We start from the raw sequence: 16966 nt of genomic DNA, 5'->3' as shown, positions 1-16966 counted from the left end.
CTCACTAGACCGTGAGAAGGCGGTACTGTTCTGCGAATGAGGTCGGGGACTCGAGGCCGACCAGTACGTCGTCCTCAGTGCGAACCGAGTCCGTTTACTGGACGTGTTCGGACTGGTAGAAGTCCCTGAGGACGTGGAACGCCTGCTTCTTTCGACCGTGCTGGTCGACGACGCCTTTCCGATTGTACCCGCGCTGGAACTCGTTCTGTCGCAACGGTGCCCTGAAATCGAACAGAATCCACGGTGACATACCGACGATCTGCTCGTTGTCCTTGACCGCATCCGTCTGTCCGCGATAGATCGCCGCCTGGAATTCCTCCGTCCACCGTTCGTCCTCGTCGCCGTGGTGGCCCCACTTCGCGCCGCCGCCGGTCTCCGAGATGACGACCGGAGTGCCGTCTGGCTCCTCCTGAAACTGCTCCATGGTTTCGGCATCGCCGTAGTACCAGCCGTGGTACTCGTTGATACCGATCACGTCGAGGTGTTCCTTCAACGGGTCCCGGATAACGAGGCCGTCGTCTGTTTCGTCGACGAAACAGGCGGCGGTGACGAGTCGCGTGTCGTCGAGTTCGCGGACGTACTCGACCATCTCGGGCAGGACCTCGTTTCTGGTGTCGTTGGTGTGGTCGGTCTCGTTCGCGATCGACCACAGCGCGACGGACGCCCGATTCCAGTCGCGCTGGATCAGTTCCCGAAGTTGCTGCCGGTAGAGTTCCTGCACCTCCTCGTCGCCAAAGTTGATGTCCCAGTAGGCGGGGACCTCCTCCCAGAGCAGTATGCCCTCCTCGTCTGCCTTCCGGGCCATCTCCTCGGTGTGGGGGTAATGAGCGAGTCGCGCGTAGTTGCACCCCAGTTCCGCCATCCACTGGAACCGGGTTTCGACGTCTTCGATGTCGAGCGCGCGCCCCTTCCCGGCAACCTCCTCGTGGAGTGCGATGCCGCGGAGCCAGATCGGGTCGCCGTTCACCAGGACGTCGCCCTCGCTCACGCGAATGTCGCGAAGTCCCACGGTATCCTCGACGATGTCGTCTCCGGCCTCGAGCCGAATCGCGTACAGTTGCGGATCCGATGGACTCCACAGACTTACTTCGTCTTCCTCGAGGGTGAGTTCCACGGCGTATTCACCGTCCTCGTCCGGCGTCAGTTCGACGGTGTGGTCCAGTTCCGGGAACGTCGCGGAGACCGACGTATCGGCGTCGGTGTTCGCGATCCACGCTGTGAGTCCGACGGTAACGCCTTCGTCGGAGCGCGTCGTCTCGACTTTGAAGTTTCGAACGAACGTCTCCGGGACGGAGAGCAGTTCCACCGAACGGTTGATACCGCCGAAGTTGAACCAGTCCGTAGAGGCGTTCGGTATCCCGTCGTCGTAGCGCTTGGTGTCCGCCTGGACGACGAGCGTGTTTTCACCATCCACCAGCTGATCAGTCACGTCGAAACTGAAGGGCGTGAAACCACCCTCGTGGGAGCCGAGCAGTTCGCCGTTGAGCCACACCTTGGCCTTGTAGTTGACGGCGCCGAACCGGAGAAACGTCCGATCCTCGGCCGCCTGGACGTCCCAGTCGAAGTGTTTCGCGAACCACACCCAGCCCTCGTAGTGACGAAACTCCGGAATCTCCTCGCCCCAACTCGAGGGGATCTCGACCGACCGACCGTCGTAGACGTTGAAATCGCACGGGTCGTTCTCGACTGACGCCTCCGGTTCGTAGATAGGTTTCGGGGCGAATCCGCCAGGAACCCCGTCGTCGTCGTCGATCATGTCCTCGAAGTACCCCTCCATCATCTCGTACTGGTCGGGAATCGTTTCCCAGGTACCGTCGAGTGCCTGCGACTCTCTGGGATAGGCTAACAGGTGCATCACCCAATTATTCTCGGAGCCATTGTAAGTAGATTACGGTGGCGTCAGGTGATCGCCGGTGACATCAGGGACTCCTGGGGAACGAAACGCAGCGGTCCCCGTGGCTTGAGGGACGAACGATAGCTTTCGGTCTCAATAGTCGTCCGGTTCGAAGCGAGAGACTGACGGGCGATCGGAACATCCGCTCGAGTGCGATTCGAACCTGGGTCTATCGTGCCGTCACTTCAACCGGGTCCTCGATGCCGTGGACGATAGCGTTACCCGTTCCCGAATCGAACAGGTGGATCTTCTCCCTGTCGAGGACGACCTCGATCGACTGTCCCGCCTCGAGATCCAGGTCGGGATCGGCCGTCATCAGGAGCTGATCCGTCTGCCCCGGTGACCCGTCGTCTAAATCGGCCTCGAGCGTCGTCTCCGCATCGTCCGAGCGGAGGTAGACCACGAGTTCGTTGCCCATGGGCTGAACGACGTCGACCTGGAGTTCGAACGGACGGGACGGGATGGCGAGAGAATTGTCGGCAGCCAGGTGGACGTCCTCGGGACGAACGCCGAGAGTCACGTCCGAACGGCCCTCGAGGTCCACCGTCGAGAGGTCCACGCGCATGTCGAGTTCGGAGCCGACGAACGTCGACCCCTCCATTTCGCCCGTCAGGAACCGCATACTGGGGGAGCCGATGAATCCGGCGACGAACAGGTTGGCGGGATAGTCGTAACACTCGAGGGGCGGCGCGAACTGCTGGAGCTGTCCGTCGTTGATGATCGCGACGCGATCGGACATCGTCATCGCCTCGGCCTGGTCGTGGGTGACGTAGACGGTCGTCACGTCGAGTTCCTGCTGGAGGCGCTGGAGCTCGGTCCGCATGTGGACTCTGAGTTTGGCGTCGAGATTCGCCAGCGGCTCGTCCATCAGGAAGACTTCGGGATCCATGACGATCGCCCGTCCGATGGCGACGCGCTGTTGCTGGCCGCCCGAGAGTTCGTCGGGCATCCGGTCGAGCATACCGTTGATCTGGAGGATGTCGGCCGCTTCTTTCACCCGCTGGTCGATCTCCTCGGAATCGTAATTCTTCAGCCGAAGCCCGAAGCTCACGTTCTCGCGGACGGTCATGTGCGGGAACAGCGCGATGTTCTGGAAGACCATCGCGATGTCCCGGTCCTTCGGCGGTTCGTTCGTCACGTCCCTGCCGGCGATTTGAATCGCTCCGTCGGACGGCTTCGTCAACCCGGCGATGGTCTCGAGCGTCGTCGACTTTCCACAGCCCGAGGGGCCGATGAGGGAGACGAACTCCCCCTCCTGAATGTCCAAATTTACGTCGTCGACCGCGACGACGTCGCTGTACCGCTTCGTCACGTCGTGTAGTTTGAGGTGGGTCATGTGTGGGTAGCGTCGTGTCTAGTGTGTATAGTCAGCCTTTCAGCGAACCCGAAGAGAGTCCGCTGACGATTCGGTTCTGTGCAACGAGGACGAGGATCGCGACGGGTAACACGCCGACGAGGCTCGCCGCAGCCATCAGGTCGTACCGGATGGCGACCTCTGCCTGGTAGTTCGTAAGTCCCCAGACGATAGGTGACCAGTCCGCCGCGGAGCCGTTGGTCATCAACTGGGAAAAGAAGAACTCGTTGTACGCGGTGATGAACGTGAGCACGCCGGCGGTCACGAGTCCTGGTGCAGATAGCGGTGCGATGACTCGATAGAGCGCCCCAATACGAGTCGAGCCGGTGACTCGAGCGGCGTCCTCGAGACCGTCGGGAATCTGGCTGTAGAACGTCGTCAACAGAAGAATGGCGAACGGAAGTGCCAGCGCCGTCAGGGGGAGGCCGACGGCCGCCGGCGTGTTGAACAGGTCGGGGCTACTGACGCCGAAGGCGGACACGTTCCCCGTGAGTAGGCGGAACAGGCCGACGATAAACGTCGCGCCCGGGAAGTAGGAGACGGCGATCAGGAGGAGGAACAGCGGTTTCTTCCCCCGGAACTCCATTCGTCCGAACGCGTAGCCGGCGAAGCTGGCGAACACGAGCACGAAGGCCGTGACGCCGATAGCGATCACGAGGCTGTTGAAAATGAACCGGTGAAACGGAAGCACCTGGAACATCTCGACGAACGAACTCGGGTCGAACCCCGCCGGGAGGAGGCCGGCCTGGGTCGTCCGTCCCTGCGGGGTGAGGGCGATGACGACCAGGTAGTAGAACGGAAACAGCGCGATGAACAGCAAGAGCGCCGTCGTGACGTAGAATAACCCTCGATACACCGTCTCGGAACTGGTAATCGCTCGCTTGACCCAGCGTTCAGTCACCGATCGACTTTCGCTAGCGGAGTCGATTGCCATCTCAGATACCCCCCATCTTCGAGTTGTTGAACTTGATCAGGTAAATCATCGAGACGAGGCCGATCAGGATCGCCGTGATGAACGCCAGCGCGGAGGCGGTCCCGTAGAGGCTCCCGTTGAACGTGCCGACGACGGCGCACGTGATCGACGGCATCGTACTACAGTTCGAAATCGCGTCGATCTGGCCGTAGACGCGCATCGACCCGATCGACGTCAACAACATCGCGACTAGCAGGACGGGCATCACCTGGGGCAGCGTGATGAAACGGAACTGCTCCCATCTCGAGGCGCCGGCGACCTTTCCGACGTCGTAGAGTCGCTGGTCGATACTCTGCAGCCCGGAGAGGACGATTAGCGCGACGAATGCCGACCGCTTCCAGACGGCCGCGAGCGTGACGACGCCGAGGGTCGGCCCGCTGCTGTTGAGTGGTCGCGTTCCGATGAGTCCCAGGTCGTTGAGCACCTGGGTCCCCAGTCCGGCCTGAGGGATAAACAGCAGGTAGAAGATCATGCCCTGGATAACGATCGGGACGGCCCAGGGAATCAACACCGCGGTTCGGACGAGCGAGCGTCCGCGAAACGCCTGATTCAGGACTAATGCCTGGACGAAGCCCAATACGGTGATGAGCACGACGCTGACAACCGTGTAAATGAGCGTCGTCGGGATAATGCTCTGAAACGGATTGCTCGGGTCGAAGAACGGACGGATGAGGAGTGCGTCCCGATTTCCGGTGATCAGGTCGACGTAGTTCGTCAGGCCGACGAACTCGCCCCGAAATTGGCTAAAGCTATCGGCGAAGAACGACGTCTGAAACGTGTACAGTACCGGCCACAACGCGACGAGCGCGAATATCGCGATCACCGGCCCCAGAACCAGATACGCGAAACCCGCCTCCGAGAGGTTCTCGATCCAGTCGTTGAGTCGCGAACCCGATCGTCGGACGCTGTTCGGCGTTGCGGCTTTGAGGGCGGAGAGGCCGATCGGATTACTGGGCATTGTCCTCCTCAATTTGTTGTAACTGATCCTTGAGGTCCGCCATCCCTTGTTCGGGTGACTTGTCCTGGGAGACCACGTTGTGCACTTCCTGGGCGACGATGTCCGACTGCTGGAAGTAAATCGGCGTCACCGGACGAGGAACCGCGTGGTCGGCGGCGACCGACATCGCGTCCATGTACGGCCCGTACGTTTCGTGTCCCATGACTTCCTCTGAATCCTGAAGCGATTCCTTCGGCGGCGGATTTCCGCCGACGTTGAACCACTCGAGATGGAACTCGTCGGTCATGGCCGCACGAATGACCTCGAGTGCGGCGTCGGTCTTGTTCGAGTTCGGGTTGACCGAGAGGTTGTAGCCGGCGAGTGGCGACATCGGGCCGCCGATCCCGTCGTACTCGGTCTCGGACTGCTCTACGCCGTAGGGGTACGGCATCAATCCCAGTTTCTCGTTGACGGCCTCGCCGAAGTAGTCGTCGGTCGCGCCGAGCGTCACGAATCCGACCTGCCCCTCGGTGTACGCGAAGGCGTTTCCGTTGAGGAACGACTCCATGTCGGAGGTGTATCGCCAGCCCAGCGCTTCGGTCGGGGTGATCTCCCCGGCGAACTCCTCGTCCAAGGAGTGTTCGTCGTCGTGGCCGTGGAAGAACGTTCGTAGCATCCGAAGGGCGTTCAGTACCGGTTCCTCGTCGACGGTGATCGGTCGGTCGCCGATCGGGCCGAACAGGTTGTCTCGACCTCCGAAGTACGCCCCGCCCCACTGGGACATCATGGCGTTGAACGTACAGCAGGTGATCGTCTGGGAGAGTTCGAACGGCATCGTGAGTCCGTAATCCAGATCCTGTTGCTCCTGAACGTCGGCGATGATCTCCGAGACCTCCTGCCACGACCGCGGTTCGCTCCCCCAGTTCTCGGCGTCGGGATCGTATCCGGCCTGTTCGGCCAGATCTCGTCGGTAGAGCAATCCACGAACGTCGAACATGAACGGGACTCCGTAGAGGTTTCCTTCCTGCCCCCGACTGGAGTCGAGGCTCGCGTCGTTGAACTCCGACTCGAGCGTGTCGATTTCGCTGTCGTCTAGGTGCTCGTTGAGGTTGAGGAGCTGACCGCGTCGGATGAACGGAATGGACCAGCCGACGTCCATCGTCAACACGTCCGGACTCCCGCGACCGGCGTTGAGCCACTGCCGATACTGGTCTTCCAGCTGGCCGGGCGTCGCCGTATCGATCTCGATAGAGATGTCTTCGGAGAGCCCCCCAGCCCTAAGTGCAGGCTCAAATCCGTCGATCTGGTCCTCGGTCATCTGCGAAAGGAGTGTCATTTCGATCGTTCGGTCGCCGGATCCCTCCCCGGACGAACTACCGCCCAGGCAGCCGGCGATCGAAGCGCCGATTCCGGTCGTACCCGCTGCTCGAATAAACTGACGTCTATTTACGCCGCTACGGTCTGCCATGGTACACTCACTCTTTCACGAACTACTATATTAATAGTTGTTGGTTGCCGCCAATTTGGTTACACCGGCGGCTCCAGAAGCCGGGTCGTTCTCGAGAGTTGTATCGATCTCTTGCAGTCGAAGAGAATTTATACGTGGTGATGGCTACTATTGATTGACATGGTAGAGTTAGCTCTCGTGCTACCCCCCGAACCGGATCTGCGATGGGACCTCGCCAAACAGATGGGCGTGGGGAACGCAGTGATTCACCCTCTCGAGATCGGTAACGGGAAAACGACGTGGACCTACGACGAACTGCGTGGATTACGTAACTGGCTCGATAACGCCGGTCTCGAGTTTTCCGTCCTCGAGGGGAGCGTCCCCCTGACCGATCGGATCCGACTCGGACTCGACGGTCGGGACAAGGATATCGCGGAGTTCAAGCGATTTCTTCGGTACTGCGGTGATCTCGGCATTTCGACCGTCTGTTACGACTGGATGGCAGGCGTTCGCTGGGCGCGCACCGAAGCCCACGAGCCGGCCCGCGGCAACTCGCTCGTCACCGGATACGATGACGCGAAGATGCAGGGAGGTCCAACCGTCCCGGCGGCCGAAAAGAGTCGCGAGGAGGTCTTCGAGGCGCTGGCGTACTTCCTCGAGGAGGTCGTGCCGGTCGCCGCCGAGGCGGACGTCAAACTCGGATTGCATCCCGACGACCCGCCTCGTGAGAGTGTCCGTGGCGTCCCTCGAATCGCAAACAGCGTCGAAAACTACCAGCGGATCGTGGACGTCGTCGACAGCGAGTACAACGGAATCACGTTCTGTCAGGGGAACTTCGTGGCGATGGGCGCCGATATCCCCTCGACGATTCGCCGGTTCGGGGACCGGATCTCGTTCGTCCACTTTCGCGACGTCGAGGGGGATGCGGATCGCTTCGTCGAAACGTGGCACGACGACGGACCGACGGACATGCACGCGGCGATGGCGGCCTACGACGAGGCAGTCGGCGAGGACGTGGTGATGCGACCTGATCACGTTCCGACGATGGCCGGCGAAGACAATTCGAACCCTGGCTATCACACCCAGGGCCGACTCTTCGCGATCGGTTACATGCGGGGTCTACTCGACTCGCTGTAGCACTCGGTCAACGGACTACTCTTCTACGAACCGCTAGACCTGCCGGGAGTTGCCGGAGCGAAGCGTGAAAACGATCCGAAGCCTCGATTGCTCAGTCGGCCGCCTCCGCCGGAGCGGAGACGACTGAGTCCTCACTCACCCACCAGAGAGCCGTCGCACCAACCGCGGCTACCAATAGGAACCCGGCCCAGACGAAGAATGTCGTACTCCGTCCGAACTGGTCGATCAACGGGGCGGGTGCGAACGGCGAGATAGCGAACCCGAGGTACATCATCATCGTCACGCCGCTGAGGGCGCGTCCCCGATACCGTTCGTGAACGACCGCGGCGACCCAGTCGTTCGCCGTCGGGAGGATGAAACCGAGTCCGCACGCGCCGATAACGATGCCGACGAAGACGACCGGGAAGGAGTCCATTGCACTGATGATTACGTAGCCGATCGTGGCAGTCGTGAACGCGAACGCGACGATCGTGATGTGGCGACAACGCTTCTTGACCCGCCCGTACGAGGCGGCTGCAACGACACCAGCGACCATGGCGGCAGACAGCGTGACCCCAGTCATGGATCCGCTAATCCCCAGGGTGTTCTGGAGGTAGTACGGTGCCTCGATGTGGATGAGGTTGTTCGTCAGCATGGCGAACGCGACCACCAGATAGATCCCGACGAGGACGAATATCGGCGAATCACGAACGATTTTGGCGACAGCCTCGAGGCGTCCGACCTCGCTCGGACTTCTCGTTACGTCCGGTTCGGGGAGATATCGGATCACGGGCGGGATCAACAGGAGTGCGAGCGCGAAAACGAGGAAGATATACTTCCAGTTGACGTCAGCGATGAGGCCGCCGATGATGACCGCAACCGCCCCGCCACCCGCCTGTACGGCACCGTACCAACCCATCACTGACTCGCGCCGGCCGCCCGAGTAGTAGTCCGAGATGAGCGTCGGCACGGTCACCATGACTGCAGCGACGGCGATTCCGTCGAGAACCCGCGTCGCGAGGATCAGGTAGAGCGAATCGAGGAAGAAGGCGATACTCGTCCCGACCCCGTAAATCAGTATTGCCGCGATTAGGATGGGTTTTCGCCGGTGTCGATCCAGCAGATATCCAACGATTGGGGCGACGATCACGACGATCGGCGCCGACATTGTACTCACGAGCTGGGCGAGCGTTTCCGAGTTCGGCAAGTGTGCAAACGAACTCTGAATCGCCGGGATGGTGGGATTGATTAGCCCGCCAGAGAACGATGCGATCACGCCGATGAGGAGGAGTGTGACGAGCCTCGGTGGGGAAAACGACTGGGTGTCTTCTGATGGCATGAGTAGTGTTTACGTGTTACCGGCGAGGCGTCGTCGCGAACGTCTGTCGGTCGTTCGATTGGAACTCGTGAGACACGACCGGTGACTCATATTCTCGCGTACTGACATCGATGCTCATAGTCTGTCAAAGAGTCCCCCACTCTCCCATTAATACATTTTGGTTTGCTGCCAGCGTCGAATCCATCCATCGTTCGTAAAACGGGAAGTGACCTTTGTAGAGCAGTTATTGGATCGCGGTCGCCACTTGCGCTGCCTCGGCAGAAATACCGACTATCCAATATTATTGGACATAGAATGCCGGTAATTATGAGGTACCGTTAACCCGATTCGGGATGGATATGACGATATGAGCCAGGATCGAACCGACGCCGGATCGACCAACCGCATCAATGCGGTCGCAAATGCGTTCAACATCGTTAGCGCCGTTCAGGAGCGAGGCCAGTGCGGCGTCTCGGAACTCGCCGACCACCTCGACATCCCGAAGAGCACGGCACACGTCTATCTCAAAACGCTCGAGGACCTCGGATACGTGATCAACGAAGACGGTACGTATCGACTCAGTTTACGCTTTCTCGAGATCGGGGGCCGAGTGAGACACGAGAGGAAGGTATATCTCGCCGCGAGGTCGGAGGTCGACGACCTCTCTCGGACGACCGGCGAGGTCGCAACCATCGGCTACGAAGAAGACGGCATGCGTGTCCTCGTCTACCGCTCCGAGCCGCCTGAGGGCGTCTCCGATAACGCCCCAACAGGCGAGTTTACACGAATGCACTGGACCGCCGTTGGGAAGTCTCTCCTGGCACAGCTGTCGGACGACGAGGTACTGGATATCGTCGAACGGTATGGATTGCCCGCGGCAACGGACAATACCATCACGGACACGAACACTCTCCTCGAAGAAATGGAGACAATTCGCTCACAGGGATACTCGATGGAAGACGAGGAACGGGTCAACGGCGTCAGGTCCATTGCCGTTCCGATTCCAGGCGAAGATGACGAACCGGGGAACGCTGCGATTTCGATAGCGGGTCCAAAACATCGATTTAGCGACGAACGCATCGAGTCGGAACTATTGCCAGAGCTCCAGAACACGGCGAACGTCATCGAACTCCAGTACAAGCACTACTGAAACCCAGGATTACATACTTACTATTGTAACACCATGATCGGCGCGGTAGATTCGACGGTTGCTTCGCCCGTTAGTCGTCCCAGGATCGAAACGGTGGCTTCGATCCTCGTACATTCGGTCGGTGCCCGTCGCCCTTACAAGCCGAGACTAGCTCCAGTTTCCAACGATGTTGAACGTCGCTTCGGTGTAACTCCAGAACTCCCACACCCGCTGGTGGACGCCGATTACGGAAAATACATCACCATGGGTCTCGCAGTAATTCGATAGAACGATTCCAATGACCGTACCCAATCAGTTCGACATCGACGGTCGCGTGTGTGTTATTACGGGCGGGTCCGGCGTCCTCGGCTCGGAAATGGCCAGAGCGATCGGCGAAAATGGCGGAAAAGTCGTGATCCTCGCTCGCGGCGAAGAAGGATTACAAGAGACCAGCGACGAACTCGAGGCGCTGGGCATCGATCACCTCACAGTACCGGCCTCCGTCCTCGACAGGGCGGAACTGGAGGCCGCTGCGGAGACGATTCTCGACGAGTACGGCCGGATTGACGTCCTCATCAATGCGGCGGGCGGAAACAGCCCCGAAGCGACGACGGGCCCCGAGACGTCCTTCTTCGACCTTTCGAAAGAAGGTTTCGAGCACGTATTGAACGTCAATTTCGTCGGAACGGTGCTCGCATCGCAGGTGTTCGGCGAACAGATGGTCGAACAGGGCGAGGGCGTGATTCTCAACATCTCGTCGATGAACGCGTTCACGCCGCTGACCAAAATACCGGCCTATTCAGGGGCGAAAGCCGCTGTGTCGAACTTCACGGAGTGGCTAGCGGTGCACGTGGCGCACAATTACTCGCCGGACATCCGCGTCAACGCCATCGCTCCTGGATTCTTCCTCACGGAGCAGAATCGGTATCTCCTGATCGACGAAGAAACGGGAGAGTACACCGACCGCGGCCAGTCGATCATCGACCACACGCCGCAGGGTCGGTTCGGTGACCCAGAGGACCTCTCGACGACTGTGCTCTGGTTGCTCTCCCCGGGATCGGAGTTCGTCCACGGGACTGTAATCCCCGTCGACGGCGGGTTCTCGGCGTTCAGCGGCGTCTGACTCGCCCGTTCAAAACCCCCAGAGCGCGTTCGGCCGATCGTAGGCGACGTGACGAACGAGGTCGGCCGCGACGTCGATAGGGATCTGTCCTCGTTCGACCATCGATCCGACGGTGTTCGCGAGCGATCGTCGGAACATCTCGAAACGGGAACCGAACGAGAGGAGTTTTCGCGAGTCGCTGACCATCCCGCCATAGTTCGCGAGGAGGTCGACGGTGCCGACGTACTCGAGTTGCTCGCCTATTCCAAACGGGCTGTCGTTGAACCACCACGCGGCGCCGACGCTGACGGTGGGGAACGCGCGGGCGATCGTCGCGACCGTCGGGTAGTGCGTGGGGTCGACCGTGTAGAGAACGATCTCGAGGTCACCGTCGAAGCGATTGAGGAAGTACTCGAAATTCTCGACGAGTTCGACGTCCTGGGTCGAGATATCTCCGCCGGCGTCTGCACCGAGCTCGTCGTATAACGAGTCGCGATAGTCCCGAACGGGACCGATGTGGAACTGTGTGACCCACCCCGTGTCGCGGTTCAGTTCGCCGATTCGTTCGAGGATGTACGCTTTGAAATCGTCCGCTGCCTCAAGTGGGAGCGGCTCACCCGCGTACGCCCGTTGATACACGTCCGCTGCGCGCCTATCGCTGACAGGCCGGGAGACGACCTCACGCAGACCGTGGTCGCTCGCTCCACACCCGTTGACCTCAAAGTGGTCGTGGCTGACCTCGAGCGCCGCGAGGAACCCTTCGAGATTCGACGTGTCGGTGTCGGTCGCGGCGCCGAGCTCGTCGACGTACTCCCGCCAGCCCGCTTCGTCGATCTTCATCGCCGTATCGGGTCGCCACGTCGGGCGAACGGTCACGTCGTCCAGCTCGCTCTCGAGTTGCTGGTGGTACTCGAGGGAGGACGTGGGATCGTCGGTGCTGGAGACGACCTCGACGTTCATCTCCCGGAGGAGCGGCTGTTGTCGCATCTCGGGTGACTCGAGAGCGGCTTTCGTCTCCCTCCAGATGTCCTCGGCCGTCTCACCGGAGATGGGTTTCTCGATCCCGAACCGCCGTTTGAGATCCAGATGAACCCACTCGTAGGTTGGATTACCCGCGAATCGAGGGAATACTTCCGCGAGGGCCATCCACTTCTCCCGGTTCGACGCTGATCCGGTAATCTTTCGTTCCGGAACGCCTCGCTTTCGCATCAACTCCCAGACGTAGTGATCAGTTTTGCCCTCGACTTCCCAGATGTCGGTCCAACCGTCGTTTCGGGCGACCGCCTCGACGTCCAGGTGACTGTGCGGGTCGAGAATAGGGAGATCTGCAATCTCGTCGTAAAGCGTTCGCGCGGACTCCGACTCGAGGAGGTAATCCTGGTCGAGGAAGGACATACGTATCGAATGTACTGGCCCGGTATTAAATGTCCGGTCGAAGGGTAGCCAGGGGTAGATCGGCGGTGTACACTGGAGTAGTGGCTCGAGCGGATTATATCATATCTGTTATGGTAGGAAGTCTAGTTTAGCACCTCCAATCGAATATGTGTGTTTAATGGTTGGTCTGTGAATTTCGTGATTCAGTATTGGACTATCTGTTCAAGATATTCTGTGGCGCTGGTGACGACTACGGGACAATCGGCTTCGAGGATAATCGACCGGAGAGTCACTTCTGATCACTGCCTACCAGACGGGAATTGCTTGCAATCGCCGAGGACGATACCGTTGACGTCGGACCAATCAACTACGGCGCGGAGATCTCGGCAATGTCGCTGTTTTTGTCGATGGCCCGATACTAAGCGCCCCAATCCTCGAGTCGGTGCCGCGTCTCTTTCGTCGATGACTACGGATATCTGACTGCCATTCCCAATTTGAATTGTGACAGTAGATCGACTATGATTGTCAAACCTCTTCGAATGATAATTCACACGCTGAGCATTGAGGTTGGCCGCTTCCACAAATTGTGGGTGCTACGTCGGGCCAGTCTGAGAGGTTATTTGAATGTTTTCCACACTACTCTGGTGACGTCTAATTAACGAATAAATTATATATGGGTGTTGTTCGAGGGGATGGACTAGATACGTCCACACAAATGTACGAATACGATTATTTCTGACCTGCACGATACTCGCCATCAACCACCTCCCGGAACGGAGCATCGAGTTCAAATCCGCGTTGTCCGACCGGACGTTCGAGGTGTCGTGGACGACCGACTGACTGGTGACGAGTCAGTAGCGGGCTGGCCGGCTAATTCGTCTCGAGGCCGATCCAGAGGAAACTTCGGTGTGGGCGGCATTCGTTTTCGCCCTATCTCGAAACGCTCCTTGAACCGGAGAATTACCCTCGGCATACGCGAGAGCCGTCGATTCCTACGACCAATTCCTCTCTCGAGTCGCCCTAGTTTAAGTGTAATATATCCGGATCAACTGTAGATTCTTCTCTGCTCGTTCGCGTTGGTTATCGAGTCAATTTCTACGGAGTTTCCGGCGCTCGTAATACCGGTCTCTAGTCTCTCGAGGAGTGGTCTACGCCGATTGACCATCCGTTTGACCGATCGGGTGATCACTGCGGTGTGTCGTTCAGTTCGTGGTACCTCTGTGCTCCCGCCCACATCTGGCTGGTGTCACTCATCCGAGGTTGGTCGCGTCCGCCTTCTGCATATCGGCGTAGTCGACCGTCCGCGCCGTCTTCGTCTCGAGCGCTTCGCCGGTGTCGGGATCGAACAGGTACAGGTCGTCGTCGGAGAAGTCGAGTCTGACCTGATCGCCTCGCGAGAATCGGATGTGTGAGTCGATACGTGCGGTTAGCTCCACGTCGCCGACCTCGAGGTAGACGACGTTTTCGTCACCCATCGCCTCGACGACAGTGACCTCGGCGGAGAAGCCACCATTGTCGACGATCGAGAGGTCTTCCGGCCGGACGCCGACGGTCAGCCGATCGTACTCGTCGATACTCGAGGCGAGCGAATCGTTCGAAACCGTATAGGTGAACGTCCCCGGACCGTCGAACTGCACCCTCCCGTCGGCCGCTTCGACCGTCGCCGTCACGAAGTTCATGCTCGGGCTGCCCAGGAATCCTGCGACGAACTCGTTCGCCGGGTTCAGGTAGACTTCCTCCGGCGGTCCGACCTGCTGGAGTTTGCCCTCGTTCATCACTGCGACTCGGTCGCCCATCGCCATCGCCTCGGTCTGGTCGTGCGTGACGTAGACCGCCGTCACCTGGAGTTCTCGCTGGAGTCGCAGGATTTCCTTGCGCATGACGTCGCGAAGCTTCGCATCGAGGTTCGACAGCGGTTCGTCGAGCAGGAAGACGGTCGGATCGCGGACGATCGCTCGCCCGAGGGCCACGCGCTGTTGCTGGCCGCCCGAGAGCTCACCAGGTTGATCCTCGAGGAGATCCTCGATGCCGAGCATCTCGGCCGTCTCCTCGACGTGCTGTTCGATCTCTAGCTCCGAGTGGTCCGAGGACAGCCGCAGTCCGAACCCGATGTTCTTCCGGACGGTCATGTGCGGATACAGCGCGTAGTCCTGAAACACCATCGCCACGCCCCGCTCGCGCGGACGCATGTCGGTAACGTCCTCGTCGCCGAAGACGATCGATCCCGACGTAACCGACTCGAGGCCGGCGATCATTCGCAGCGTCGTCGTCTTGCCACAGCCACTGGGGCCGACGAAGACGAGGAACTCGCCGTCTCGGATCGAGATGTTCAGATCGTCGACCGCCTGGACGGCCTGTCCGTCGGGGTCGTAAATTTTGTCAACGCTCGCTAATTCGATCGACGTCATTCGCGTGTATGCTATCACTCCATCAGTATTAATGTGCCGGGTAGGGGCAACGGGTGAAGCGAGAACGGTGAGGTAGGCACGAACCGATTACATCGAGTTCGTGAACCCGCGGACGAAGTGATCCTGTAGCCACAGGAACAGGACGATCATCGGGATGATCGCGATCGTCGCCGCGGCCATGATCTGGTCGAAGTAGATCCGATGGTGACCAGTCAACCGTTCGATCGCCAGCGGAATCGTGAACAGTTCCTCGCTCTCTAAGATCACCAGCGGGTAGAGGAACATGTTCCACTGGGAGATAAAGAGAATAACCGCGAGGGCGGCTAACATCGGCTTCATCGCCGGCAGTGCGATGCGATAGAAGATCTGGAACTCCGAAGCGCCGTCGATTCGCGCAGCGTCGAGCCACGAGTCGGGGATCGAGAGCATGCTCTGGCGCATGAGGAAGATCCCGACGGGATTCGCGAGGAACGGCAGTATCAACGCGAGGTGGGTGTCGAGTAACCCAAGTTGAGCCATGAGCAGGTACATCGGAATGACCATGATCTGAACCGGCAACACGAGCGTCGCCAGGATGAAATAAAACAGCGGCTCCCGGTACGCAAACTCGTACTTCGCGAACGCGAAGCCCGCGAGCGCACACAGAAACAGCGAGATGATCGTGTAAACTGTCGCGACGAAGACGCTGTTCCAGACGCTGCGCAGGTAGGGGAACCGCGCTTCGAGAGCCTGCACGTTCTCGACGAAGTGCGTTCCCGGGAGGAGCCGCGGCGGGAGGGTGAAGAACTCCTCCTGGGGAAGCGACGCGGCGACGATCATCCAGTAGAGCGGAACGAACGTGATCGCGACGATGACGAGCAGTCCGATGTAGACGGCGAATCGGACGGGAAGCGGATCCTTCGATCGAGTTGTCGACACAGTTACTCACCTCCGATCTTCAACTGAATGTACGCCAGTATGGTGACGAATACGACGAGCGCGTAGGTAATCGCACTCGCGTACCCCAGATTGAACCGGCTGAACGCCTCCTGGTACATGTACATCACGACCGTTATCGACTGATTGGCTGGGCCACCGTCGGTAATGACCATCGGTTCCGCGAACAGCTGCAGCGAACCGATGGTCGAGAGAATAATCACGAACAACATGATCGGCCTGAGTTGGGGAAGCGTGACGAACCGAAATTTTTCCCATCGGTTCGCGCCGTCGATTTCCGCAGCCTCGTAGAGCCGTCGGTCGATCCCCTGCAGACCGGCAAAGAGGATAAGCATGTTGTAGCCCATCCATCGCCAGTCCAGCGCGACCGCCAGCGAAACTTTCGCCCAGAACCCGTCGGAGCGCCACGGAACGGTCGGCAACCCCGCAGCGCCGAGCATGTAGTTGATGAACCCGAAGTTTTCGGCGAACATCACGAGGAAGATCGCCGAGTACGCGACGTAGTTCGCGGTGACCGGCAGCGCAATCGCCGTTCGGAAGTACCCCGAGTACTGCATGAATTTCGCGTTCAGCATCAACGCAACGAGCAGCGATACCAGCACCATCAACGGCATCTGCAACAGCATGACGACGATCGTGTTCTCCACCGATTGAAGGAACAGCGCGTCGCCGAACAGCCGCTGGTAGTTGGCCAGTCCAACGAACTCGAGGTTCGACAGCCGGGGCACGCCCGTCTCGACAACGAGCAGGTCAATCTCGAGGATGTATCCCGATCCGCGCCCGTTATACCGGAAGAACGACAGGTAGAACGTGTACGCGACCGGAAACGCCATGAACAGCGCGAAGAGCACGTAAAACGGGAGGATGTACAGGTACGGAACGCCCGGAAAGCTCGGGAGCGAGTCGCGGACGCCGTTGCGCGTCGTACGAAGGCTCGTTTTTACCGACTGCACCCGCCGTTTGTCCCGTAGCGACATG

At 59.6% G+C, this 16966-nt stretch carries 13 protein-coding genes; 3 read left to right on the top strand and 10 right to left on the bottom strand.

The window, feature by feature from the left end; genetic code table 11:
• Nucleotides 1–94 precede the first annotated feature (94 nt).
• From ACFQO4_RS00905 to ACFQO4_RS00885, 5 genes are all read right to left on the bottom strand, one after another.
• Nucleotides 95–1855, bottom strand: coding sequence for a glycoside hydrolase family 2 protein (locus ACFQO4_RS00905; protein ID WP_500259132.1), 1761 nt, complete (start codon nt 1853–1855; stop codon nt 95–97).
• Between the two features lie 208 nt (nt 1856–2063).
• Nucleotides 2064–3230: an ABC transporter ATP-binding protein gene (locus tag ACFQO4_RS00900; RefSeq protein WP_500259131.1), complete on the bottom strand. Its 1167-nt coding sequence runs from the start codon at nt 3228–3230 to the stop codon at nt 2064–2066.
• A 31-nt stretch (nt 3231–3261) separates the two neighbouring features.
• Nucleotides 3262–4182, bottom strand: coding sequence for a carbohydrate ABC transporter permease (locus tag ACFQO4_RS00895; protein ID WP_500259130.1), 921 nt, complete (start codon nt 4180–4182; stop codon nt 3262–3264).
• Between the two features lies 1 nt (nt 4183).
• Entirely contained in the window at nt 4184–5179 is a 996-nt protein-coding gene (locus ACFQO4_RS00890; RefSeq protein ID WP_500259129.1) for a carbohydrate ABC transporter permease, read from the bottom strand.
• On the bottom strand, nt 5169–6626 hold the full coding sequence (locus ACFQO4_RS00885) for an extracellular solute-binding protein (protein ID WP_500259128.1): 1458 nt from the start codon (nt 6624–6626) through the stop codon (nt 5169–5171). The genes ACFQO4_RS00890 and ACFQO4_RS00885 overlap by 11 nt, the downstream gene beginning before the upstream one ends.
• 159 nt (nt 6627–6785) lie before the next feature.
• Between ACFQO4_RS00885 and ACFQO4_RS00880 the strand changes: the two genes are divergently transcribed.
• Entirely contained in the window at nt 6786–7742 is a 957-nt protein-coding gene (locus tag ACFQO4_RS00880; protein WP_500259127.1) for a mannonate dehydratase, read from the top strand.
• A 91-nt stretch (nt 7743–7833) separates the two neighbouring features.
• Here the strand turns inward: ACFQO4_RS00880 and ACFQO4_RS00875 are convergent, their stop codons facing one another.
• A complete protein-coding gene (locus ACFQO4_RS00875; RefSeq protein ID WP_500259126.1) occupies nt 7834–9060 on the bottom strand; it encodes an MFS transporter in 1227 nt (408 codons plus the stop codon).
• A gap of 346 nt (nt 9061–9406) precedes the next feature.
• Between ACFQO4_RS00875 and ACFQO4_RS00870 the strand changes: the two genes are divergently transcribed.
• Together ACFQO4_RS00870 and ACFQO4_RS00865 are read left to right on the top strand one after the other, a co-directional pair.
• Entirely contained in the window at nt 9407–10189 is a 783-nt protein-coding gene (locus tag ACFQO4_RS00870) for an IclR family transcriptional regulator (protein ID WP_500259125.1), read from the top strand.
• Between the two features lie 277 nt (nt 10190–10466).
• The gene (locus tag ACFQO4_RS00865) at nt 10467–11291 is read left to right on the top strand and encodes an SDR family oxidoreductase (protein WP_500259124.1); all 825 of its coding nucleotides are present in this window, start codon (nt 10467–10469) and stop codon (nt 11289–11291) included.
• A gap of 9 nt (nt 11292–11300) precedes the next feature.
• Here ACFQO4_RS00865 and uxaC read toward each other — a convergent pair whose 3' ends face one another.
• The 4 genes from uxaC to ACFQO4_RS00845 form a co-directional block, all read right to left on the bottom strand.
• Nucleotides 11301–12665 carry a glucuronate isomerase gene (uxaC, locus tag ACFQO4_RS00860; protein WP_500259123.1) on the bottom strand — a complete coding sequence of 455 codons (1365 nt, stop codon included), beginning with the start codon at nt 12663–12665 and terminating at the stop codon, nt 11301–11303.
• A gap of 1229 nt (nt 12666–13894) precedes the next feature.
• Nucleotides 13895–15052 carry an ABC transporter ATP-binding protein gene (locus ACFQO4_RS00855; RefSeq protein WP_500259122.1) on the bottom strand — a complete coding sequence of 386 codons (1158 nt, stop codon included), beginning with the start codon at nt 15050–15052 and terminating at the stop codon, nt 13895–13897.
• An 87-nt stretch (nt 15053–15139) separates the two neighbouring features.
• Nucleotides 15140–15970: a carbohydrate ABC transporter permease gene (locus ACFQO4_RS00850; RefSeq protein ID WP_500259121.1), complete on the bottom strand. Its 831-nt coding sequence runs from the start codon at nt 15968–15970 to the stop codon at nt 15140–15142.
• A 2-nt stretch (nt 15971–15972) separates the two neighbouring features.
• Nucleotides 15973–16965, bottom strand: a complete 993-nt coding sequence (locus tag ACFQO4_RS00845; protein WP_500259120.1) for a carbohydrate ABC transporter permease — start codon at nt 16963–16965, stop codon at nt 15973–15975.
• Nucleotide 16966: the final 1 nt, after the last annotated feature.

The sequence above is a fragment of the Saliphagus sp. GCM10025334 genome (assembly GCF_042663485.1).
Lineage (GTDB): Archaea > Halobacteriota > Halobacteria > Halobacteriales > Natrialbaceae > Natronosalvus.
Note: the sequence above shows the minus strand (reverse complement) of the source record. Positions and strands in the feature narration are given on the sequence as shown.